Here is a 20,383-nt window from a genome sequence, read left to right as displayed (position 1 = left end):
GCGCCGTCCCGATTGACGGCGGCCGTCAATCGGGGCGGCGCTGTCGGCGGCGGAGTGCACCATGAGGGCATGAGTGTGCGCATCGACATCTCGGGACTGCGGGAGGCGGGCGCGTCCCCCGCGCGGACGGAGCCGGGGGCCCGGGGGCGGATCGTCGCCGTGCCGTCCCCGCTGGCCGAACTCGGCATGGCGCTGCACGCACTGTCCGAACCGGCCCACCATCCCGGGCTCCAGAGCTGGGTGACGGGCGTGACCGCGCGCCTGGACCCGCACCTGGCGGACCGGATGTGCGAGGCCGACTTCCTGTGGCGCACGACGTTCTCGGACCTGTTCCTGGCGTGCGCGGGCGTCCCCGGCGGCGCGCTCCCCGGCACGGACCTCGCCGGGGAGCTGGAGCTGCTGGACAAACTGTCGGACGAGCAGTTCGTGGCGGCCGCGCTGGAGTTCACCTGCGCGTTCCCCTACGACGCGCCGGGTCCCGGCCCGCTCTCCGACGCGGGGATGCGCCACCGGGCGCTGGAGCTGGCCGCCGCGCGGGGGCCCCGGCAGGTGCGGTTCGCGGAGGGGCTGCTGGCCGATCCGCCCCGGATCCGGGCCTGGCTGCGGGAGTTCCTCCAGGACTGCGACGAGGCGTTCTTCGCCGAGGCGTGGTCCCGGCTGCGCCACCAGCTCGCCGCCGACACCCGGCTCAAGACGGACCTGCTGCGGCACAAGGGGCCGGCCGAGGCGCTGGCGTCGGTGTCCCCGGCGGTCACCGTCGACCTGGACGCCGGTCTGATCACCGTCGACAAACTCGGCGACGGCCGCACGGCCACGGCCGACGGCGGTCTGCTGCTGATCCCGACGAGCCTGGGCCGGCCGCACCTGATGGTCCTGCACCGGTACGGCTGGCGGCCGGTGCTGCACTACCCGGTCGGCTCCCCCGAACTCGCCGCGCCGCCGACGGTCGAGCAGCTGGCCCTGCGGATGACGGCGCTGTCCCACCCCGTCCGCATGCGGTTGTGCCGTCACCTCGCGCGCAGCGCGTACACCACCGGGGAGCTGGCCCAGGTGCACGGCATGACGGCCCCGGAGATATCCCGGCACCTGGGCGTGCTGAAGAAGGCGGGCCTGCTCACCACGCGCCGACGCGGCCGGTACGTCCTGCACCAGCTGGACGTGACGGTGGTGGCCCGGCTCGGCAGCGACTTCCTGGAGGGCGTCCTGCGCTGACGACGGCCCCGGACACGGACCGGACGGCGCGGGAGGTCAGTCGAAGCGGATGTGGCGGAGGCCGACGCCCGTCTGCCGCAGCCAGGTCCGCAGCCTGCCCTCGTTGTTGGGGCGCAGGGTGAGTCCGGCCAGGACGGCGATGCGGTCCGCCGTCCTCGGGACGGTCGTGCGGTCGGTCCACAGGTGCTCGGCGAACTCCGGTTCACCCAGCCGCTCCAGGCAGTGGTCGAGTCGCCGCACGGCCCAACTCTCGCGGCGCAGGCCCGCGTCCTTCCCGCCGACGTGCTTCATGAGCCGTCCGAAGCCGCGTCCGTTCAGCCGCGCCAGCACCGTCTCCCGTTCGGCGAGGAGGGTGAAGTGGCGGACGTCGTGACCGAGTTCGCGCAGCCGCCCCACGGTCTCGGCGAAGTGGCGCGGGTCCGTGACCGTCATGGGGGCGATCACGACGCCCTCGTGCCGGTTCAGGGCGAGGTCGAGGACCTCGACGACGCCCTGCCGCCAGGAGGCCAGGTCCCGGAAGTCGTCCCGGAGTTCCGGCGGGAGCGTCCGGTGCAGGCCGAAGCCGACGTGCTCGGGGTCGCAGACGACGCTGCCGGGCAGCCGGCGCCGTATCTCGTGCGCGGTCTGCGTCTTGCCGCCCCCGAAGGGACCGTTGATCCAGAGCAGCATGCGCAGACCCTACCGACGCGGGGCCGCCCGGTCAGCCCCGTGCGCGGGGCCGGTCCCGCGCGGGGTCAGCCCTGCCCGCCGGCCCGCACCAGTCCCGTCTCGTAGGCGAGGACCACCACCTGTACCCGGTCCCGCAGCCCCAGCTTGGTCAGGATGCGGCCCACGTGGGTCTTCACGGTCGCCTCCGACAGCACCAGGTGGGCCGCGATCTCGCCGTTGGACAGGCCCTGCGCGACCAGCACCATGACCTCCCGCTCCCGCTCGGTGAGCCGTTCCAGCTCCTTGTGCTGGGGCTGCCGGGTGGTGCTCGGCAGCATGGGGGCGAAGCGGTCCAGGAGCCGGCGGGTGGTGGACGGGGCGACCACGGCGTCGCCGCTGTGCACCGCGCGGATCGCGGCGAGGAGCTCGCCGGGCGGCACGTCCTTGAGCATGAAGCCGGAGGCGCCCGCCCTCAGCCCGGAGAAGGCGTACTCGTCGAGGTCGAAGGTGGTCAGGATCAGCACCTTGGGGGGATCGGTGTCCGCGCAGATCCGGCGGGTCGTCTCCACCCCGTCCAGCTTCGGCATGCGGACGTCCATGAGCACCACGTCGACGGCGGTGGACCGCAGCACCTGGAGGGCCTCCACGCCGTCGCCCGCCTCCGCCACGACCTCCATGTCCGGCTGGGCGGCGAGCACCATCCGGAACCCGGTGCGCAGCAGCACCTGGTCGTCGACGAGCATCACGCGGATCGCCATGAGGGCCTCTTCCCTGGTGCAGGAGGTGTTACAGGTGTCAGTCGCGGGCGTTCGGGGGTCAGGCGGGTTTGAGCGGCAGCAGGACGCTGATGCGGAACCCCCCGCCCGGCCGGGGGCCCGCGTCCAGGGTGCCGCCGACCATGCCGACCCGCTCGCGCATCCCGATCAGTCCGTGCCCCTGGCCGTCGAACCCGCCCTCCTCGTACAGCTCGTGCGGGGCGCCCTTGCCGTCGTCCTCGACGAGCAGGCCGAGGCCGTCGTCGAAGTACACCAGGCGCACGCTGGCGCCCGTGTCGGGTCCGCCGTGCTTGCGGGTGTTGGTGAGCGCCTCCTGCACGATGCGGTACGCGGTGAGTTCGAGGCCGCTGGGCAGGGGGCGCGGGGTGCCCTCGATCCTGAAGTCCACCGGCAGCCCGGATTCCCGGCACTGTTCGACGAGGTCCTCGATCTGCCGTACGTCGGGCTGCGGCACGTACTCCCCGGCCTCCTGGTGCTCGCCGGTGCGCAGGACGCCGAGCAGACGGCGCATCTCGGCGAGTGCCTGGCGGCCGGTGGAGGAGATCGTCTCCAGTGCCTTCCTGGCCTGGTCGGGCGCCGCGTCGAGGACGTAGGCGGCGCCGTCGGCCTGCACCACCATCACCGACACGTTGTGCGCGACGACGTCGTGCAGTTCGCGCGCGATGCGGGCGCGCTCGGCGGCGACCGCGACCTTCGACTGCGCCTCGCGCTCCTTCTCGAGCCGCGCGGCGCGTTCCTCGAGCTGGGCGAAGTAGGCGCGCCGGGTGCGCATGGAGTCGCCGAGCACCCAGGCGAGGACGAAGGGCACGGTCTGGAACACCACCATGGCGATGTTGCCCGCCACGCTCACGTCCTCGAACGGCCAGCGCACCTGCGCCACCGGCGCCGCGCACAGGCCGGCGCCGAGCGCGAGGCGGGAGGCCCAGCGGGCGCCGACGGCGGCGACCGTGTAGACGATCACCAGCATGGCGAAGTCGGCGGGCAGGACCGCCACGTCGAGGACCACCTGGAGCAGGCCCACCGCGACGGCCAGGACCAGCATCCGCTCCGGCATCCGGCGGCGCAGCGCGACGACCAGGGAGAGCAGCAGCACGACCGGCACGGTCACGGCCGTCGGCGGGGTCCCGCGGCCCTCCTCGACGGGCGCTCCGCTGAACCACGAGATCCCGAACAGGACCACGGCCCAGAAGCCGTCGACCCAGGCCGGGTGTCTGCGGAGGAAATCGTAGAGGCGCTGCACGCGGTCCAGCGTAGGGAAGCGAAATGCGTGCAGGGGTCAACCGGAGGGCCGATACCCGGTCCGCACGCGTACTCCCCAAGGTGGAGGCCCGGTACGTCCCCGCGCGTAACCTGGGCCGATGACGACGGAGGCGGGAGCGGGAGGCGGGCCGCGCGGGTGGCGGGCGGCGACCCGGGCCGCCCTGTACGGGCCGGAGGGGTTCTACCGCGGTCCGGAGGGCCCCGCCGGGCACTTCCGTACGTCGGTGCACGCCTCGCCGTTGTTCGCGGGGGCCGTGGCGCGCCTGCTGTGCCGGGTCGACGAGGCGCTGGGCCGGCCCGCCGCGCTCGACTTCGTGGACATGGCGGCGGGGCGGGGCGAGCTGGCCGCCGGTGTGCTCACCGCGCTGCCCGCCGACGTGGCGGCACGCACGCGCGTGTACGCCGTCGAACTCGCCGGCCGTCCCGCCGGCCTCGACCGGCGGATCGAGTGGCGGGCCGAGCCGCCGGAGCGGATCACGGGGCTGCTGTTCGCCAACGAATGGCTGGACAACGTGCCCCTGGAGGTCGCCGAGACCGACGCGGAGGGCGTCCCCCGGCTGGTCCTGGTGCGCGACGACGGAACGGAACTGCTCGGGCCGCCGGTCACCGGCCCGGAGGCGGAGTGGCTGGCCCGGTGGTGGCCCCTCGCGGGCGGGCGCTCCGCGGCGGACGGCGGGGAGACCGCGGACGCGGAACCCGCGGAGGGGGGAGCCACGGGTGCCGAAGCCGTTCCGGGAGCCACGGGCGCGGCGGGGCTGCGTGCGGAGATCGGGCTGCCCCGGGACCTGGCCTGGGCGTCGGCGGTCGGGACGCTCGCACGGGGGCTCGCGGTCGCCGTGGACTACGCGCACACGGCGGGCGCGCGCCCGCCCTTCGGAACGCTCACCGGCTTCCGGGAGGGGCGCGGGACGGCGCCCGTACCGGACGGGTCGTGCGACATCACCGCGCACGTCGCCCTGGACGCCTGCGCGGCGGCCTGCCCGCTCCCCGGCGCCCGTCTGCTCCCCCAGCGGGCCGCCCTGCGCGCCCTGGGCCTCACCGGTGCGCGTCCCCCGCTCGCCCTCGCCTCCACCGACCCCGCCGGTTACGTGCGGGCCCTGGCGGCCGCCTCCCAGGTCGCCGAACTCGTCGCACCGGGCGGGCTCGGCGACTTCGGGTGGCTGCTGCAGCCGGTCGGGATCCCGGACGTGCTCGCGGACGCCCCCTGAGCCGGACGCCGGCCCCGCGCCTTCCCGTCCCGCCGCCTCCGTGCCGCCTACTTGTCGATGTCCCCCACCACGAAGAACATCGACCCCAGGATCGCCACCATGTCCGAGACCAGCGTCCCCGGCAGCAGTTCGGTGAGCGCCTGGATGTTGTTGTAGGACGCCGAGCGCAGCTTCAGCCGGTACGGCGTCTTCTCCCCCTTGCTGACCAGGTAGTACCCGTTGATGCCGAGCGGGTTCTCGGTCCACGCGTAGGTGTGCCCCTCGGGTGCCTTGAGCACCTTCGGGAGCCGCTGGTTGACGGGGCCCGGGGGCAGCTCGGCGAGCCGGTCGAGGCAGGCATCCGCGAGGTCGAGGGCGTGGTACGTCTGCTCCAGGAGGCATTCGAAGCGGGCGAGGCAGTCGCCCTCCTCGCGGGTCACCACCTTCAGGACGTCCGCCAGCTCGCCGTACGCGAGGTACGGCTCGTCGCGGCGCAGGTCGAGATCGACGCCCGAGGCGCGGGCGATCGGCCCGCTCACCCCGTACGCGTGCACGGCCGCCGGGGAGAGGACGCCGACCCCGCGCGTGCGGCCGCGGAAGATCTCGTTGCCGAGCACCAGGTCGTCGAAGCGGTCCATGCGGGAGCGCACGTCGGCGACGGCGCCGCGCGCCCGGGTGGTCCAGCCCGCCGGAAGGTCCTCCTTGAGGCCGCCCACGCGGTTGAACATGTAGTGCATGCGCCCGCCGGAGACCTCCTCCATGACGTGCTGGAGCTCCTCGCGCTCGGTGAAGGCGTAGAACATCGGGGTGATGCCGCCGAGTTCCAGCGGATAGGAGCCGAGGAACATCAGGTGGTTGAGCACCCGGTTCAGCTCCGCGAGCAGTGTGCGCAGCCACACCGCGCGCTCGGGGACCTCCATGCCGAGCATCCGCTCCACGGCGAGGACCACGCCCAGTTCGTTGGAGAACGCCGACAGCCAGTCGTGCCGGTTGGCCAGCATGATGATCTGCCGGTAGTCCCGCGCCTCGAACAGCTTCTCCGCGCCCCGGTGCATGTAGCCGATCACGGGCTCCGCGCTGGTGATCAGCTCGCCGTCCAGGACGAGCTTCAGCCGCAGCACCCCGTGCGTGGACGGATGCTGGGGTCCGATGTTGAGCACCATGTCGGTGCTCTCCGCGGCGCCGCCGATGCCGACCGTGGTCTCCGTCGTAGGAGTCATGCACACAGTCTCCCCTACGTACGCTGGGGCCATGGAGACGGGGAACCCGCGCGACGCGGGTACGGCGGGGCCGGAACGGCCCGCCGAGGAGACGGCGGCCGCGGCGGCCACCGGGACGGCGGCGGAGTCGTCGGCGGGACCGGTGACAGGATCGGCGGCGGGACCGGTCGCGGCGACGGAAGCGGTGGAACCGGTGGTCCCTTCCGGCGCGCCGGTGCCCCCCGGTGGCGAGCCGAAGTGGATCGCGCTGCCGCCGGGGCTGCTGAAGGTGCGCCGGCTGATGCTGGTGGTGTGGCTGGGGCTGCTCACGCTGGCCGCCGGGCTGGTCCCGGGCCTGCTGGCCGGGCCCGGCTGGGCCGCGTTCGCCCTGCTGCCGCTGGCCCTGCTGGTCTGGGGCTGGGTGATGCTGGAGCGCAACTGGCGCTCCTGGCGGTACGCCGAGCGCTCCGACGACCTGCTGATCAGCCGGGGCGTCCTGTGGCGCCGGGAGACGGTCGTGCCGTACGGGCGGATGCAGCTGGTCGAGGTGACGTCCGGGCCCCTCGAACGGCACTTCGGGCTGGCCAGCGTGCAGCTGCACACGGCGGCCGCGGCGACCGACGCCACCATCCCCGGTCTCGTCCCGGAGGAGGCGGAACGACTGCGCGACCGGCTCACCGAGCTGGGCGAGGCCCGGTCGGCCGGGCTGTGACCGCCGACCCGGCCTCCGGGGCCGTACGCGAGCGGCGGCCCGTGATCGAGCGCCGGCTGCACCCCGTCACGCCGTTCAGGCGGGCGTGGGCGCCCGTCGCGGTCGTCATCGGGTGGGCGCTGCACGACCCGGACCAGGCACAGCGCCAGCTGACCCGGCTGACGACGACCACCCTGCTGGTCGGCCTCGGCGTCCTCATCCCGGCCGCCGCCCTCTACGGCTTCCTGACCTGGTGGTTCACCCACTTCGCGGTGACCGACAGCGAACTGCGCATCCGCACCGGGCTGTTGTTCCGGCGTACCGCGCACATCCGGCTGGAGCGGATCCAGGCCGTCGACGTCACCCAGCCGCTGCTCGCGCGGGTCGCGGGCGTGTCCAAGCTCAGACTCGACGTCATCGGGACCGAAAAGAAGGACGAGCTGGCCTTCCTGGGCGCCGACGACGCCCGCGCGCTGCGTGCCGAACTGCTCGCGCGGGCGGCCGGTTTCGCGCCCGAGACGGCGCACGAGGTGGGGGAGGCCCCGTCCCGGCAGCTGCTGCGCGTGCCGCCCGGCGTCCTCGCCCTCTCCCTCCTGCTGACCGGCGCGACCTGGGGCTGGCTGCTCGCCGCCGTCGTCGCGCTGCCCCTGCTGTGGACGGTCACCCACAGCCTGTGGACACTCCTCGCCGCCGCCGTCCCGATGATCGGCGCGGCGGGCGCGAGCACCGTCGGCCGGTTCGTCACCGAGTACGACTGGACCCTGGGCGAGTCGCCCGACGGGCTGCGGATCGACCACGGCCTCCTCGACCGGGCGCACGAGACGGTGCCGCCGGGGCGGGTGCAGACCGTGCGGATCGTGGAGCCGCTGCTGTGGCGACGCCGGGGCTGGGTGCGGGTGGAGCTCGACGTGGCGGGCTCGTCCAACTCCCTGCTGCTGCCGGTCGCTCCGCGCGAGATCGCCGAGTCCGTCGTCGCGCGGGTGCTGCCCGGCGTCGGCGTGCCGTCGCACGCGGAGCTGTCCCGGCCGCCGCGGCGCGCGCGGTGGTGCGTGCCGGTGTGGTGGCGCGGCTACGGGCTCGCCGTCACCGGCACCGTGTTCGCCGCGCGGCACGGTCTGCTGACCCGGACCGTCGCGCTGGTGCCGCACGCCAAGGTGCAGAGCGTCCGCCTGGCCCAGGGTCCCTGGAAGCGCGCCCGGGGCGTCGCGGACGTCCATGTGGACACCGGGGCCGACAAGTCCGTGACGGCCCGGCTCCGGGACGCCGACGAGGCGGCCGGGCTGCTGCGGGCCCAGGCCGAACGCTCCCGCACCGGCCGCCGGGACGCCCGTCCGGACCGCTGGATGGCCTGACCCGGGTGCCGGAGGTCCGGCACCCGGCCCGGACGCGCGAACGGGGTCCCGCACGTCTGCCGTGCGGGACCCCGTTCGCGTGGCTCCGTCCGCCGGGGCGGCTGCCGCGTGCTCTCCCGGGCCTCAGGAGACCGCGCTGCGCAGCCCCTTCGCACCGGTCCCGGGCCCGGTCTCCGTCCGTTCCGCCGTCCCTCCGCCGGCCGGTTCCGGCTCGTCGTGCGCCGTCAGGTCGATGACCCGGCCGCCGCCCCGCGCGTCCTCGGCCGGCTCGAACTCCGGCTCGGCCCCGGCCCCGTGCGGAGCCGGCGCCTCCTCCTCGGCCGCGGTGGCCTCCGGCTCGTTCTGCGTGCCGAAGAAGTCGAAGGCGCCGTCGGACACCGGGCGCCGGACGGGCTCGGTCGGCGGTACCACCGCGACCGCGGTCGGCACGGTGAAGTGCCCGGCGGGCGGCCGCCGCACGGAACTGCCGGGCGGGGCGGGCTGTGCGGACCGGGCCGGCCGCTCGGGCGCGGTGCCGGTGGCCGCGGTGCCGGTGTCCGGGGTGCCGGTGTCCGGGGTGCCGGTGTCCGGGGTGCCGGTGTCCGGGCCGGGGGAGGCGGCCGTGCGCCCCTGCTCGGCGTCCGTCCGGGACCGTCCCTCCGCCCCGTCCTGCCGCGGCTGCGGCGACCCCGGCTTCGGCGACTCCGGCTTCGGCGACTCCGGCTGCGGCATCCTCGTCCCGGAGGGCCCGGGACCGTCGTCCTCGGGAGCGCCGGCGCCCGGGGCGCCGTCGGCAGCGACCGGGGCCTCATCGGCCCTCGGCTCCGCGGCTTCCGCGGCCCCCGTGCCGGGCGCGTCCGGCGTACCGGCGGCGGCATCGGTGACGTCCCGCGCGGGGCGGGCGTCCCCCTCGCCGCCGGCGGCGAGCCGTGCCAGCGCCGCGTCGGCCCGCAGGAACAGTGCGGCCCCCGCCGGCGAGAAGACCCGGAGGGCTTCGGGCCGCCCGGCCCCCTCCCCGCCGTCCGTGGACACCTCGGACCCGGACGCCCCGGCTCCGGACGGGGCCGTCGTCCCGCCCTCGGGTCCGCCCGCGGTCCTGGCCGCCGGCACGGTCGCCTCGTCGCCGGGCGCGGCACCGGGCACGGGGACCGACGGTCCCGCCGTCAGCGCGCGGGCCGGGACCGCCGCCTCGATCTCGAGCACCCGGCGCTCCTCCAGGACCGTCGCCCGGTCGGTCTCCGCCGCGGCGTACCGCCTGAGCAGTGCCGCGTGCTCGTTGCGCAGCCCGGTCAGTTCCGTGCGCTTGGCGCGCAGCCGCTGCTCCAGTTTGAGGCGCAGTTCGCGCGACTCCTCGAGGTCGGACTCCAGTTCGGCGACCCGCTCCTCGAAACGCCACTCGTCGCCGGCACGCGCGCGCGTGAGGTCGGCGACCTGCTTGCCGGCCTGGACGTCCCAGTGCCGCATGACGACCGCACCGAGGACCGCCACGGCCGCCGCGGCAGCGGCCAGGAGGCGAAGCGCCGTCGGTTGTGTGAACACCCAGGGCCCCAGGGCACAGACGAGCGAGACGCCTGCGATCGCCGACGGGGGCAACATCCTGTGCAGGGGCGGGGAATGACGGTGACGTCCACGTGGCATGGCCAGAAACTTACCGCGCGTGGAGGAATGTTGGAGCCCCGCCCCGTAAAAACCAAAGTCGCGCCGGGGCATTCACAGGGCATCGGGGAACTCCCGCGAACCGTGAATGGACCGGCGCCGCAATTATCAAGATCATTTTCTGGCCGGGAAGCCGGTTCCGCCACCCGTCCGTCCCTCGCCGAACCGCCTCCCGCGCCGGGGACGAGCCCGTCCCGGGCCGGGCCGGGACCCGTTTCGCACCGCTCCTCCGGCCCCCGCCGGTCCACCCGGGCCCGCGCCCGGAAAACCTGCTCCGGGGCAAGGGAGTGGCGTCCGAGTCGTACCCATGTCGCGTTCCGGGACTCCTCCTTCCCGGCCAGGCCGCTTTGCGGGAGGCCCCGCCACTTAGCGGGAAGCCCCACCGCTTAGCGGGAGGCCCGGGAAGATCCCGACACCTCCACCGGTCATCTCGCACCCGCCGGAAATACCGGGGCGCGGTCCGGCTCCGGAACTCCGGTCCCCCGCGTCCGGGCCACAAGGAATCGGAGGGCGGGGAACCGGAGCGGGCCCCCGTCCGTCTCCCCGCACGTCCGCCGTGCCTCCCGCACGCCTGCGCCGCGCCTCTCCGGATCCACGTGCTTCCGGGACCCGTCCTGGGCCTACGCTGAACATATGAGCAACAGGAGCGGACACCTTCACGTCTCGGGCCTCCCCCACTGGGACCGCTGCGCGGTCATGGGCGTCGTGAACGTGACGCCCGACTCCTTCTCCGACGGGGGCCGCTGGTTCGACACGACGACCGCCGTCAAGCACGGCCTCGACCTGGTCGCCCGGGGTGCCGACCTGATCGACGTCGGCGGGGAGTCCACCCGTCCCGGCGCCACGCGGGTGGACGAGGCGGAGGAGCTCAGGCGCGTCATCCCCGTGGTCCGGGGGCTCGTCTCCGAGGGCGTCACGATCTCCGTCGACACCATGCGCGCCTCCGTCGCCGAGCGGTCCCTCGCGGCGGGCGCCGCGCTCGTCAACGACGTCAGCGGCGGTCTCTCCGACCCCGCCATGATCCCCGTGGTCGCCGACGCGGGCGCCCCCTTCGTCGTCATGCACTGGCGCGGCCTGCTGGAGGGCGGCAACGTGAAAGGCGTGTACGCCGACGTCGTCACCGAGGTGGTCGACGAACTCCGCGCGCGCGTGGACGCCGTGCTGGAGGGCGGCGTCGCCGCCGACCGCGTGATCGTCGACCCCGGGCTCGGCTTCTCCAAGGAGGCCGAGCACGACCTCGCCCTCCTGGCCCGTCTCGACCGGCTCCGGGCGCTCGGCCACCCGCTGCTCGTGGCCGCGTCCCGCAAGAGGTTCCTCGGCCACGTCCTGGCCGGCCCGGACGGCGCACCCCCGCCCGCCCGGGAACGCGACGCGGCGACCGCCGCCGTCTCCGTCCTCGCCGCCCGGGGCGGCGCCTGGGCGGTCCGCGTGCACGAGGTGCGCGCCACCGCGGACGCCGTACGGGTCGTCCGGGCCGTCGAGGGGGCGCGTACCCCGGACGACACGCCCCCCGCACCCGGCGCGCACGGTGCCGAGGGGACCCGGTGAGCGCCCCGCACACCGATGTCGAGCAGGTCGAAGCCACCAACGCCGCCTTCTACGAGGCGCTCGAGCAGGGCGATTTCGAAGAGATCGCGTCGCTCTGGCTGACCCCGGCCGACCTGGGCGTCGACGAGTCCTACCACGACCCGGCGGACGCCGGCGTGATCTCCTGCGTGCACCCCGGCTGGCCGGTGCTCACGGGACGCGGCGAGGTGCTCCGGTCGTACGCCCTGATCATGGCGAACACCGACTACATCCAGTTCTTCCTCACCGACGTGCACGTCTCCGTCACGGGCGACACCGCCGTCGTGAGCTGCACCGAGAACATCCTCAGCGGCGGCCCCGCCCCGAAGGCGGGCGAGGAGCTCGGCCCCCTGCTGGGCCAGCTGGTCGTCGCCACCAACGTGTACCGGCGCACCCCCTCGGGCTGGAAGCTCTGGTCCCACCACGCCTCCCCCGTCCTCGCCGAGAACGACGGGGCCGAGGACCCGGAGGCCCCCGACGACACCGGACCCCCCTCCTGAGACGGCGGGCCGGCCGCAGGCCCCTTCACGACCGCCGGGCGGGGACCGACTGCAGGCCCCTTGACGACCCCGGGCGGGGCCCGGCCACCGGACCGGTCCGACCGCCGGGCGGGTCCCGGCCTCGGGTCCGGCCGCTCCCCCCGTCCCCGCCGTCCCCCTTCGCCCGGGAAGCGGCGGGGACCGCCCCCGTCCGGGCACGGGTCGCCACCCGTCCGCGGCCCCGGGCCCTCCCGGGGAGAACGCACGGTGAAACCCCCAACACGCGGCGGAGCCGCCCCCTCGGGGTCCGCCCGCCGGTACCCGCGGGTAAATTCGACTGTGGCAAGGGCGCCGTCCGCACGCGGTGCCGACCGGCCGGACCGACTACTGCAGGAGTGGATTCGTGGATCGTGTCGCGCTGCACGGCCTGAAGGCCCGCGGGCATCACGGGGTCTTCCCCAAGGAACGCGAAGAGGGCCAGACCTTCATCGTGGACCTGGTGCTCGGCCTGGACATCCGGCCGGCCGCGGCCCACGACGACCTGACGAAGACCGTGCACTACGGCATCGTGGCGGAGGAGGTCGTGGCGATCGTCCGGGGAGAGCCCGTCAACCTCATCGAGACGCTCGCCGAACGCATCGCGCAGGTCTGCCTCAAGCACGACGTGGTCCGGGAGGTCGAGGTCCGCGTCCACAAGCCGGACGCGCCGATCACCGTGCCCTTCGACGACGTGACCGTCACCATCATCCGGAGCCGCGCATGACCAGGCCGTCCACCCGGGGCCACACCGACCCGACCGTCCAGCCCGTTCCCCCCTCCGTGGTCGAGCGGGTGGACGCCGCCGACGCCACCCTGCACGACCCGAAGACGGCCGTCGTCTCCCTGGGCTCCAACCTCGGCAACCGGCTGGAGACCCTCCAGGGGGCCGTCGACGCCCTGGAGGACACCCCCGGCATCCGCGTCAGGGCGGTGTCGCCCGTGTACGAGACGGAGCCGTGGGGCGTCGAGCCCGGCAGCCAGCCCTCGTACTTCAACGCGGTCGTGGTCCTGCGGACCACCCTGCCCCCGTCCTCCCTGCTGGAACGGGCCCACGCGGTCGAGGAGGCCTTCCACCGGGTGCGCGACGAGCGCTGGGGCCCGCGCACCCTGGACGTGGACATCGTCTCCTACGCGGGCCTCCTCTCCGACGACCCGCGGCTGACCCTCCCCCACCCCCGCGCCCACGAGCGCGCCTTCGTGCTGGTCCCCTGGCACGACGTCGACCCCGAGGCCGAACTCCCCGGGCGCGGCCCCGTCGCCGCACTGCTGGACACGGTCGCCCGGGAGGGCGTCACGCCCCGCGGCGACCTGGAACTCCGGCTGCCCGAGTAGCCGTTAAGGTCGACAGGACCGCACACCGGGGCACCGGGGGAACCGAAGGGACACCGAGGGACACCGTGAGAGAGCTGCGCATCCGGGTGCTGGCCGGCGTCTTCGTCGTGGCCGGCGTCCTGTCCTGGGCCGGCGCCCGCCTCTGGAACTCCCTCGGCACCCTGCCGAGCGTTCCCCTGGCCGCACCGGTCGTCCTCGCCCTGATCGCCGTGGTCCTCACGGCCACGGCGCTGTCCCTGCGCGCCCGGCTCCGGGACCAGCGCGAGCGGCGCCCCGGCGCCAAGGGCGTCGACCCGATGATGGCGGCCCGCGCGGTCGTCTTCGGCCAGGCCAGTGCCCTGGTCGCCGCCCTCGTCGCCGGCATGTACGGCGGCACCGGCGTCTTCCTCCTGGAGTCCCTCGACGTCCCCGCCCGCCGCGACCAGGCCATCTACGCGGGGGCCTCGGTCGTGGCGGGGATCACCGTCATAGCGGCCGCCCTCTTCCTGGAGCGCGTCTGCAGGCTTCCGGAGGACGACGACGACCACGACGGCAGGGGCACGGCCCCGGCCGCCTGACGTCCGCTCAGCTCGTCGCGCCCCGGGCTCGCCGTCCCCACCGGCGCGCCGCGCCCCGGGCTCGCCGCCTCAGCGCGCCATGATCAGGCTCATCGCCTCGTTGCGCGTCGCCGCGTCCCGCAACTGCCCGCGTACGGCCGACGTGAGGGTCTTCGCGCCGGGCTTGCGGATCCCCCGCATCGACATGCACATGTGCTCGCACTCGATCACCACGATCACCCCGCGCGGCTCCAGGATCTCCATCAGGGAGTCCGCGATCTGGGTGGTGAGTCGTTCCTGCACCTGCGGGCGCCGGGCGTAGACGTCCACGAGCCGGGCCAGCTTGGACAGCCCCGTGATCTTCCCGCTGGTGGACGGGATGTATCCGACGTGGGCCACCCCGCGGAACGGCACCAGGTGGTGCTCGCAGGTCGAGTACACCTCGATGTCCTTCACCAGCACCATCTCGTCGTGGCCGATGTCGAACGTCGTGGTCAGCACGTCCTCGGGCTTCTGCCACAGGCCCGCGAATATCTCCTTGTAGGCCCTCGCCACCCGGCCCGGCGTCTCCTGCAGGCCCTCCCGGTCGGGGTCCTCGCCGACCGCGATCAGCAGTTCGCGTACGGCGTTCTCGGCCCGCTTCTCGTCGAACTCGCCGAGGGTGGCCTCGCCGCCCAGCGTCACGGGGTCGGTCATGTGATGCCTCGTTCCTGTGCCTGCGCACGCGCCGGAAGGACGCGTCCTCAACTGCGGATACACAAACAAATGCCGCGCCCCCCAGGCTAGAACCAGGGGTGCGCGGCATCCATTCCGGGCCCGGTGGGGACCACCGGGGGCCGGTCAGCTCTCGGGACGGTCCTCCGGAGCCGGCTCGGGCACCGGGTCGGGCTCGACGACGGTGCTCTTCACGGTCGAGATGGCCGGCGTCGCGCCGTTCGCCCCGTTCGTCAGTGCCAGCTCCTTGGGGGAGAGCACCGGCGGGCGGGTGGACGGCGTGCGGCGGGAGGAGCCGGTCCAGGCGGGCCTGGCCGGACGCTTGACGATCGACGCGAAGATCTCGGCGATCTCCTCCTTGCCCAGCGTCTCCCGCTCGAGGAGCGCGAGGACCAGGTTGTCGAGGACGTCGCGGTTCTCGACCAGGATCTCCCACGCCTCGTTGTGCGCGGTCTCGATGAGCTTCTTGACCTCTTCGTCGACCAGCGCGGCGATCTCCTCCGAGTAGTCGCGCTGGTGAGCCATCTCACGCCCGAGGAACGGCTCGGAGTTGTCGCCACCGAACTTGATCGCGCCCAGCCGCTCGGTCATGCCGTACTGCGTGACCATCGCGCGGGCCAGACCGGTGGCCTTCTCGATGTCGTTGGCCGCACCGGTGGTCGGGTCGTGGAAGACGAGTTCCTCGGCCGCGCGGCCGCCCAGCATGTAGGCCAGCTGGTCCAGCATCTCGTTGCGCGTGGTCGAGTACTTGTCCTCGTCCGGCAGCACCATCGTGTAGCCGAGGGCGCGGCCCCTGGACAGGATCGTGATCTTGTGGACGGGGTCGGCGTTCGGGGAGGCCGCCGCGACCAGGGCGTGTCCGCCCTCGTGGTACGCGGTGATCTTCTTCTCCTTGTCCGACATGATCCGGCTCCGCTTCTGCGGGCCCGCGACCACGCGGTCGATCGCCTCGTCCAGCATGTGGTTGTCGATCAGCTTCTGATCGCTGCGCGCGGTCAGGAGCGCGGCCTCGTTCAGCACGTTGGCCAGGTCGGCACCCGTCATGCCGGGGGTGCGGCGGGCGACGGCCGACAGGTCGACGTCCGGAGCGACCGGCTTGCCCTTCTGGTGGACCTTGAGGATCTCCAGCCTGCCCTGCATGTCCGGACGGTCGACCGCGATCTGCCGGTCGAAGCGGCCGGGACGCAGCAGGGCCGGGTCGAGGATGTCGGGCCGGTTCGTGGCGGCGATGAGGATCACGCCGCCCTTCACGTCGAAGCCGTCCATCTCGACGAGGAGCTGGTTCAGGGTCTGCTCGCGCTCGTCGTGACCACCGCCGAGGCCGGCGCCGCGATGGCGGCCGACCGCGTCGATCTCGTCGACGAAGACGATCGCCGGGGCGTTGGCCTTGGCCTGCTCGAACAGGTCACGGACCCGGGAGGCACCGACACCGACGAACATCTCGACGAAGTCGGAACCGGAGATCGAGTAGAAGGGGACACCGGCCTCGCCCGCGACGGCGCGCGCGAGCAGGGTCTTACCGGTTCCGGGCGGGCCGTACAGCAGCACGCCCTTGGGGATCTTCGCCCCGACGGCCTGGAACTTCGCGGGCTCCTGCAGGAACTCCTTGATCTCGTGGAGTTCCTCGACCGCCTCGTCCGATCCGGCGACGTCGGAGAACGTCGTCTTCGGCGTGTCCTTGGTGATGAGCTTCGCCTTGGACTTGCCGAATTGCATGACGCGGGAGCCGCCGCCCTGCATCTGGTTCATCAGGAAGAGGAAGACCACGACGATGAGGACGAAGGGCAGCAGCGACAGCAGAATGCTCACGAACGCGTTCTGCTTCGACGGCGAGACCGTGTAGCCGTCCGGGATCTGCTTGTTCTGGAACTTGTCCTGCAGCGTGTTGGCGATGGTGACGCCCTGGTCACCGATGTAGCTCGCCTGGATCTTCGAGCTGTCCTTGACCTTTTCGCCGTTCTTGAGCTCGACCTTGATGATCTGTTCGTCACCGGTGGTCAGCTTGGCCGACTCGACTTTGTTCTCGTTGATCGCCTGGACGACCTCGCCGGTGTCCACCGTCTTGTAGCCGCCGGAAGAGCCGACGACCTGCATCAACACGACCACGGCGAGGACGGCCAGCACGATCCACATGACCGGCCCACGGAAGTATCGCTTCACGTCCATCCATACGGAGCGGTGCCGCCCCGTCCCTCCTGCCATAGTGAGTTTGATAAAGACTGTTCTTCGGACGGTACCCCAGCATTGCCCCCCGAAGCTGCGAGGGACAGTCGGCATTCGCGTCCACGCATGCTCCAACGGCGCGGACGCCGCCGGGGTTCCCGATCAATACGGCGTTGCGGCCGCGGTTGCTCAGCCGCCGTAGACGTGGGGCGCGAGCGTCCCCACGAACGGGAGGTTGCGGTACTTCTCGGCGTAGTCGAGGCCGTAGCCGACGACGAACTCGTTGGGGATGTCGAAACCGACCCATTCCACGTCGATGTTGACCTTGGCGGCCTCGGGCTTGCGCAGGAGCGTGCACACCTTGAGGGAGGCGGGCTCGCGCGAGCCGAGGTTGGAGATCAGCCACGACAGGGTCAGGCCGGAGTCGATGATGTCCTCGACGATCAGGACGTGCTTGCCCTTGATGTCGGTGTCGAGGTCCTTGAGGATCCGCACCACGCCGGAGGACTGGGTGCCCGCCCCGTACGAGGATACGGCCATCCAGTCCATCGTGACCGGGGTGGACAGCGCCCGCGCGAGGTCGGCCATGACCATCACCGCGCCCTTGAGGACGCCGACGATCAGCAGCTCCTTGCCCGCGTACTCCGCGTCGATCTTCGCGGCCAGCTCGGCCAGCTTGGCGTCGATCTCTTCCTTGGTGATGAGCACCTTCTCGAGGTCGGCACCCATGTCTTTCGCGTCCACCCGCATCACTTTCGGTCGTCCCACCGGCTGTCCCGTACCGTCCGCGGCTCTGCCGAGGATACGTTTTTCAGCCTTGCCGAATCACCAGTCTGCCACCCTGGCGGCGGGCCACGACCCGGCCGGGGAGATTGATGGCCCCCTGACCGCGCCAGCCGGTGATCAGCCGGTCCACCTCCTCGATGTGCCGAGCGAACAGCGAACCGGCCGGGGCTCCCGCGTCGATGGCCGCACGCCGCAGCACGCGGCGGCGCACGGCGGGCGGGAGGGCGTTCAGCCCCGCGCACTCCAGCCGGCCGTCGGCGTCGCGGACGCCGGCCTCGGCCCGGCCGGCCCAGGCGTCGAGGGCGTCGGCGTCGTCGCGGGAGAGCTGGGCCGTCCGGGCGAGCGCCTCGACGACGCCCTTGCCGAGGGCCTTCTCCAGGGCGGGCAGGCCCTCGTGCCGCAGCCGGGAGCGGGTGTAGGCGGGATCGGTGTTGTGCGGGTCGTCCCAGACGGGGAGGGACTGGGCCATGCACGCCTTGCGGGCCGTCTGCCGGTCGAGGCGCAGGAAGGGCCTGCGGTAGCGGCCGGCGGTTCCCGAGACCGCGGCCATTCCGGACAGGGAGCGGATGCCGGAGCCGCGGGCGAGCCCCAGCAGGACGGTCTCGGCCTGGTCGTCGCGGGTGTGACCGAGCAGGACGGCGGCGGCCCCGTGCCGTTCGGCGGCGGCGTCGAGGGCGGCGTAGCGGGCGTCGCGGGCGGCGGCCTCGGGCCCGCCGCCGCGGCCGACGGTGACGGCGACGGCCTCGACGGGGTCGAGGCCCAGCCCGCGCAGGCGCAGGGACACCTCGGCGGCCCGCAGGTCGGAGCCGGCCTGGAGGCCGTGGTCGACGGTGACACCGCCGGCGCGCACGCCGAGGCGGGGGGCCTCGAAGGCGAGGGCGGAGGCGAGCGCCAGGGAGTCCGCGCCGCCGGAGCAGGCGACCAGCACGAGCGGGGAGGTGTCACGCTCGCGCGGGACGCCGGGGACGCGGCCGGGCCCGTCGGAGGGCCGGCCGGACCCGCCGGGGTCCCGGGGGTGCTCGTCGGTGTTCCGGGTGTGTTCGTCGAGGATGTCGTGGAGTACGCGGCGGACCGCCAGGCGTATCGCCGCGACCGCGGGATGGGGACCCATGTCCGGTTCCCTTCATGAAGTTTTCGGGGGGTGAGCCCGTGTCGGTCACTCAGCGTGTGTAAATGGTGACAGAGAAGGGCCGATCCCCGAGCATTGCACGCCTCCTCTTCGCTCACGGTCCCTCGGACGGGTGATTGAGGGTCCGTCCGCCGGATGCGCCCCGTGCCGCCCCATGTGGCCCTGTTCGCAACCCTGTTACCGGGCGCCGCGCCGCCGGGCGCCCGCGCGGCGCACGCCCGGCGTTCGGGTGCACGCGCGGCGCACGCCCGATTCACGCCTCGGGTTTGCGGTGCACCCGGGTGATCCACTCCGCGGGCTTGGCGATCTCCGCCTTGGTGGGGAGGGTGTTGGGCGAGGTCCACACCCGGTTGAAGCCGTCCATGCCGACCTCCTCGACCACCGCGCGGACGAAGCGCTCGCCGTCGCGGTACTGGCGGAGCTTGGCGTCCAGGCCGAGCAGTTTGCGCAGGGCCAGGTCCAGGCGGGAGGCGCCCTTCGCACGGCGCTGCTGGAACTTCTCGCGGATCTCGGCGACGCTCGGCACGACCTGGGGCCCGACGCCGTCCATCACGAAGTCGGCGTGCCCCTCCAGCAGGGACATCACGGCCGTCAGCCGGCCGAGGATCTCCCGCTGGGCGGGGGTCTGCACGAGTTCGACGAGGGAGCGTCCCTCGTCCTCGTCCTCCTCGCCCTCGGGACGGCCGCCGGCGAAGGACTGGACGGCCTGGCGGACCCGCTCCAGGACGGTCATGGGGTCGACGTCGGTCTCCCCCAGGAACGCCTGGATCTCGCCCTGCATGTGGTCGCGCAGCCAGGGCACGGCGGAGAACTGGGTGCGGTGGGTCTCCTCGTGCAGGCACACCCACAGCCGGAAGTCGTGCGGGTCCACGTCGAGTTCGCGTTCCACGTGGACGATGTTGGGGGCGACGAGCAGCAGCCTGCCGCCGCCGTCCGGCGCGCCGGGCGGGCCGCCGGCCGGCAGGTCCCGGGTGGCGGGGGCGAAGGTCTCGTACTGGCCGAGGACGCGGGAGGCCAGGAAGGACAGCAGCATGCCGACCTCGACGCCGGTGACCTTGCCGCCGACGGTGCCGAGGAGGGCCCCGCCGGGGGAACTGCCACGCCGGTCCTGCATCTTGTCGAGGAGCGGCTTGAGCAGTTCGCGGAAGCCCGCGACGTTGGCCCGCACCCAGCCGGGACGGTCGACGACGAGGACGGGGGTGTCGTGCGTCTCCTCGGTGCCCAGCCGGGTGAAGCCCCGCACGTGCGTCTCGGACGCCTTCGCGTACTCGCGCAGCTCCGTGACGACGGCTCTGGCCTCCTCGCGGCTCACCTCGGGGCCCGGCCGCATGAGCCGGGTCGCGGTCGCGACCGCGAGATCCCAGTCGACCATCCCGGAAGAGGCAGCACCACCGAAACTCGTCATGCTGCAACGGTACGTGAGGAGCGCGGTGCGGGGCAGGGCCGCGGGACGGCCGGCCGGAGACCGGGTCACCGGCAGCCGCACGCCGCCAGGGCCGTGGCCGCCTTGTCCAGGGCCGTCTGGGCGGTCGTCTGGTCGGTGGTGCCGGTCGCCAGGAAGGCGAAGACGAGCAGCCGCCCCTCCCGGTCGACGACCGTCCCCGCCAGGGCGTTGACGCCGGTGAGGGTGCCCGTCTTGGCCCGCACGACGCCGGCCGCGCCGTCGGCGTAGCGGCCGG

General features: G+C 73.5%; 20 protein-coding genes. 9 read left to right on the top strand and 11 right to left on the bottom strand.

From position 1 onward, the window contains the following. Positions 1–69 precede the first annotated feature (69 nt). On the top strand, positions 70–1,212 hold the full coding sequence (locus tag AOK18_RS07310) for a DUF5937 family protein (protein ID WP_055693788.1): 1,143 nt from the start codon (positions 70–72) through the stop codon (positions 1,210–1,212). Between the two features lie 36 nt (positions 1,213–1,248). On the opposite strand, the gene AOK18_RS07305 is transcribed toward AOK18_RS07310, so the two are convergent. From AOK18_RS07305 to AOK18_RS07295, 3 genes are all read right to left on the bottom strand, one after another. Continuing rightward, on the bottom strand, positions 1,249–1,881 hold the full coding sequence (locus tag AOK18_RS07305) for an AAA family ATPase (protein WP_055693787.1): 633 nt from the start codon (positions 1,879–1,881) through the stop codon (positions 1,249–1,251). A gap of 65 nt (positions 1,882–1,946) precedes the next feature. After that, a complete protein-coding gene (locus AOK18_RS07300; protein ID WP_055693786.1) occupies positions 1,947–2,618 on the bottom strand; it encodes a response regulator in 672 nt (223 codons plus the stop codon). Positions 2,619–2,676: 58 nt separating this feature from the next. Next, on the bottom strand, positions 2,677–3,876 hold the full coding sequence (locus AOK18_RS07295; protein ID WP_055570685.1) for a sensor histidine kinase: 1,200 nt from the start codon (positions 3,874–3,876) through the stop codon (positions 2,677–2,679). A 118-nt stretch (positions 3,877–3,994) separates the two neighbouring features. On the opposite strand from AOK18_RS07295, the gene AOK18_RS07290 reads away from it, so the two are divergent. Beyond that, on the top strand, positions 3,995–5,104 hold the full coding sequence (locus tag AOK18_RS07290) for an SAM-dependent methyltransferase (protein ID WP_055693785.1): 1,110 nt from the start codon (positions 3,995–3,997) through the stop codon (positions 5,102–5,104). A 47-nt stretch (positions 5,105–5,151) separates the two neighbouring features. On the opposite strand, the gene AOK18_RS07285 is transcribed toward AOK18_RS07290, so the two are convergent. Further along, positions 5,152–6,303, bottom strand: a complete 1,152-nt coding sequence (locus AOK18_RS07285; protein ID WP_055570687.1) for an NADH-quinone oxidoreductase subunit D — start codon at positions 6,301–6,303, stop codon at positions 5,152–5,154. Between the two features lie 193 nt (positions 6,304–6,496). Between AOK18_RS07285 and AOK18_RS07280 the strand changes: the two genes are divergently transcribed. Both AOK18_RS07280 and AOK18_RS07275 read left to right on the top strand, forming a co-directional pair. Continuing rightward, positions 6,497–6,994 (top strand): PH domain-containing protein, encoded by a 498-nt coding sequence (locus AOK18_RS07280; protein WP_055570702.1) that lies wholly within the window; start codon positions 6,497–6,499, stop codon positions 6,992–6,994. Then, positions 6,991–8,325: a PH domain-containing protein gene (locus AOK18_RS07275; RefSeq protein ID WP_055693784.1), complete on the top strand. Its 1,335-nt coding sequence runs from the start codon at positions 6,991–6,993 to the stop codon at positions 8,323–8,325. The genes AOK18_RS07280 and AOK18_RS07275 overlap by 4 nt, the downstream gene beginning before the upstream one ends. A gap of 123 nt (positions 8,326–8,448) precedes the next feature. Here AOK18_RS07275 and AOK18_RS07270 read toward each other — a convergent pair whose 3' ends face one another. Then, positions 8,449–9,942: a hypothetical protein gene (locus AOK18_RS07270; protein ID WP_240503094.1), complete on the bottom strand. Its 1,494-nt coding sequence runs from the start codon at positions 9,940–9,942 to the stop codon at positions 8,449–8,451. Positions 9,943–10,593: 651 nt separating this feature from the next. On the opposite strand from AOK18_RS07270, the gene folP reads away from it, so the two are divergent. From folP to AOK18_RS07245, 5 genes are all read left to right on the top strand, one after another. Next, positions 10,594–11,508, top strand: a complete 915-nt coding sequence (folP, locus tag AOK18_RS07265) for a dihydropteroate synthase (RefSeq protein ID WP_055570691.1) — start codon at positions 10,594–10,596, stop codon at positions 11,506–11,508. After that, positions 11,505–12,026 (top strand): nuclear transport factor 2 family protein, encoded by a 522-nt coding sequence (locus AOK18_RS07260; protein WP_055693783.1) that lies wholly within the window; start codon positions 11,505–11,507, stop codon positions 12,024–12,026. The genes folP and AOK18_RS07260 overlap by 4 nt, the downstream gene beginning before the upstream one ends. A gap of 382 nt (positions 12,027–12,408) precedes the next feature. Beyond that, positions 12,409–12,768 carry a dihydroneopterin aldolase gene (gene folB, locus AOK18_RS07255; protein WP_055693782.1) on the top strand — a complete coding sequence of 120 codons (360 nt, stop codon included), beginning with the start codon at positions 12,409–12,411 and terminating at the stop codon, positions 12,766–12,768. Further along, positions 12,765–13,376, top strand: coding sequence for a 2-amino-4-hydroxy-6-hydroxymethyldihydropteridine diphosphokinase (gene folK, locus AOK18_RS07250; RefSeq protein WP_055693781.1), 612 nt, complete (start codon positions 12,765–12,767; stop codon positions 13,374–13,376). Before folB ends, folK begins: the two co-directional genes overlap by 4 nt. A 65-nt stretch (positions 13,377–13,441) precedes the next feature. After that, on the top strand, positions 13,442–13,933 hold the full coding sequence (locus AOK18_RS07245) for a DUF3180 domain-containing protein (protein ID WP_055693780.1): 492 nt from the start codon (positions 13,442–13,444) through the stop codon (positions 13,931–13,933). Positions 13,934–14,002: 69 nt separating this feature from the next. On the opposite strand, the gene folE is transcribed toward AOK18_RS07245, so the two are convergent. The 6 genes from folE to AOK18_RS07215 all read right to left on the bottom strand — a co-directional run. Beyond that, on the bottom strand, positions 14,003–14,608 hold the full coding sequence (folE, locus tag AOK18_RS07240; protein ID WP_055570696.1) for a GTP cyclohydrolase I FolE: 606 nt from the start codon (positions 14,606–14,608) through the stop codon (positions 14,003–14,005). Positions 14,609–14,752: 144 nt separating this feature from the next. Beyond that, on the bottom strand, positions 14,753–16,792 hold the full coding sequence (gene ftsH, locus AOK18_RS07235; protein WP_055570697.1) for an ATP-dependent zinc metalloprotease FtsH: 2,040 nt from the start codon (positions 16,790–16,792) through the stop codon (positions 14,753–14,755). A gap of 186 nt (positions 16,793–16,978) precedes the next feature. After that, the gene (gene hpt, locus AOK18_RS07230; RefSeq protein ID WP_055570698.1) at positions 16,979–17,539 is read right to left on the bottom strand and encodes a hypoxanthine phosphoribosyltransferase; all 561 of its coding nucleotides are present in this window, start codon (positions 17,537–17,539) and stop codon (positions 16,979–16,981) included. Between the two features lie 61 nt (positions 17,540–17,600). Continuing rightward, a complete protein-coding gene (gene tilS / locus AOK18_RS07225; RefSeq protein WP_055693779.1) occupies positions 17,601–18,686 on the bottom strand; it encodes a tRNA lysidine(34) synthetase TilS in 1,086 nt (361 codons plus the stop codon). Positions 18,687–18,957: 271 nt separating this feature from the next. Then, positions 18,958–20,109: a zinc-dependent metalloprotease gene (locus AOK18_RS07220; RefSeq protein ID WP_074995094.1), complete on the bottom strand. Its 1,152-nt coding sequence runs from the start codon at positions 20,107–20,109 to the stop codon at positions 18,958–18,960. Between the two features lie 65 nt (positions 20,110–20,174). After that, a partial coding sequence (locus tag AOK18_RS07215; protein ID WP_055693778.1) for a D-alanyl-D-alanine carboxypeptidase occupies positions 20,175–20,383 on the bottom strand: 209 nt, incomplete at its 5' end.

It is taken from the genome of Streptomyces prasinopilosus (assembly GCF_001419695.1).
GTDB lineage: Bacteria > Actinomycetota > Actinomycetes > Streptomycetales > Streptomycetaceae > Streptomyces > Streptomyces prasinopilosus.
Note: the sequence above shows the minus strand (reverse complement) of the source record. Positions and strands in the feature narration are given on the sequence as shown.

Bases quoted from the DNA above. Each gene is read 5' to 3' on its own strand.
- AOK18_RS07310 (WP_055693788.1), top strand. From the start codon at position 70: ATGAGTGTGCGCATCGACATCTCGGGACTGCGGGAGGCGGGCGCGTCC.
- AOK18_RS07305 (WP_055693787.1), bottom strand. From the start codon at position 1,881: ATGCTGCTCTGGATCAACGGTCCCTTCGGGGGCGGCAAGACGCAGACC.
- AOK18_RS07300 (WP_055693786.1), bottom strand. From the start codon at position 2,618: ATGGCGATCCGCGTGATGCTCGTCGACGACCAGGTGCTGCTGCGCACC.
- AOK18_RS07290 (WP_055693785.1), top strand. From the start codon at position 3,995: ATGACGACGGAGGCGGGAGCGGGAGGCGGGCCGCGCGGGTGGCGGGCG.
- AOK18_RS07285 (WP_055570687.1), bottom strand. From the start codon at position 6,303: ATGACTCCTACGACGGAGACCACGGTCGGCATCGGCGGCGCCGCGGAG.
- AOK18_RS07270 (WP_240503094.1), bottom strand. From the start codon at position 9,942: ATGCCACGTGGACGTCACCGTCATTCCCCGCCCCTGCACAGGATGTTG.
- folP (WP_055570691.1), top strand. From the start codon at position 10,594: ATGAGCAACAGGAGCGGACACCTTCACGTCTCGGGCCTCCCCCACTGG.
- folK (WP_055693781.1), top strand. From the start codon at position 12,765: ATGACCAGGCCGTCCACCCGGGGCCACACCGACCCGACCGTCCAGCCC.
- folE (WP_055570696.1), bottom strand. From the start codon at position 14,608: ATGACCGACCCCGTGACGCTGGGCGGCGAGGCCACCCTCGGCGAGTTC.
- ftsH (WP_055570697.1), bottom strand. From the start codon at position 16,792: ATGGACGTGAAGCGATACTTCCGTGGGCCGGTCATGTGGATCGTGCTG.
- hpt (WP_055570698.1), bottom strand. From the start codon at position 17,539: ATGCGGGTGGACGCGAAAGACATGGGTGCCGACCTCGAGAAGGTGCTC.
- tilS (WP_055693779.1), bottom strand. From the start codon at position 18,686: ATGGGTCCCCATCCCGCGGTCGCGGCGATACGCCTGGCGGTCCGCCGC.
- AOK18_RS07220 (WP_074995094.1), bottom strand. From the start codon at position 20,109: ATGACGAGTTTCGGTGGTGCTGCCTCTTCCGGGATGGTCGACTGGGAT.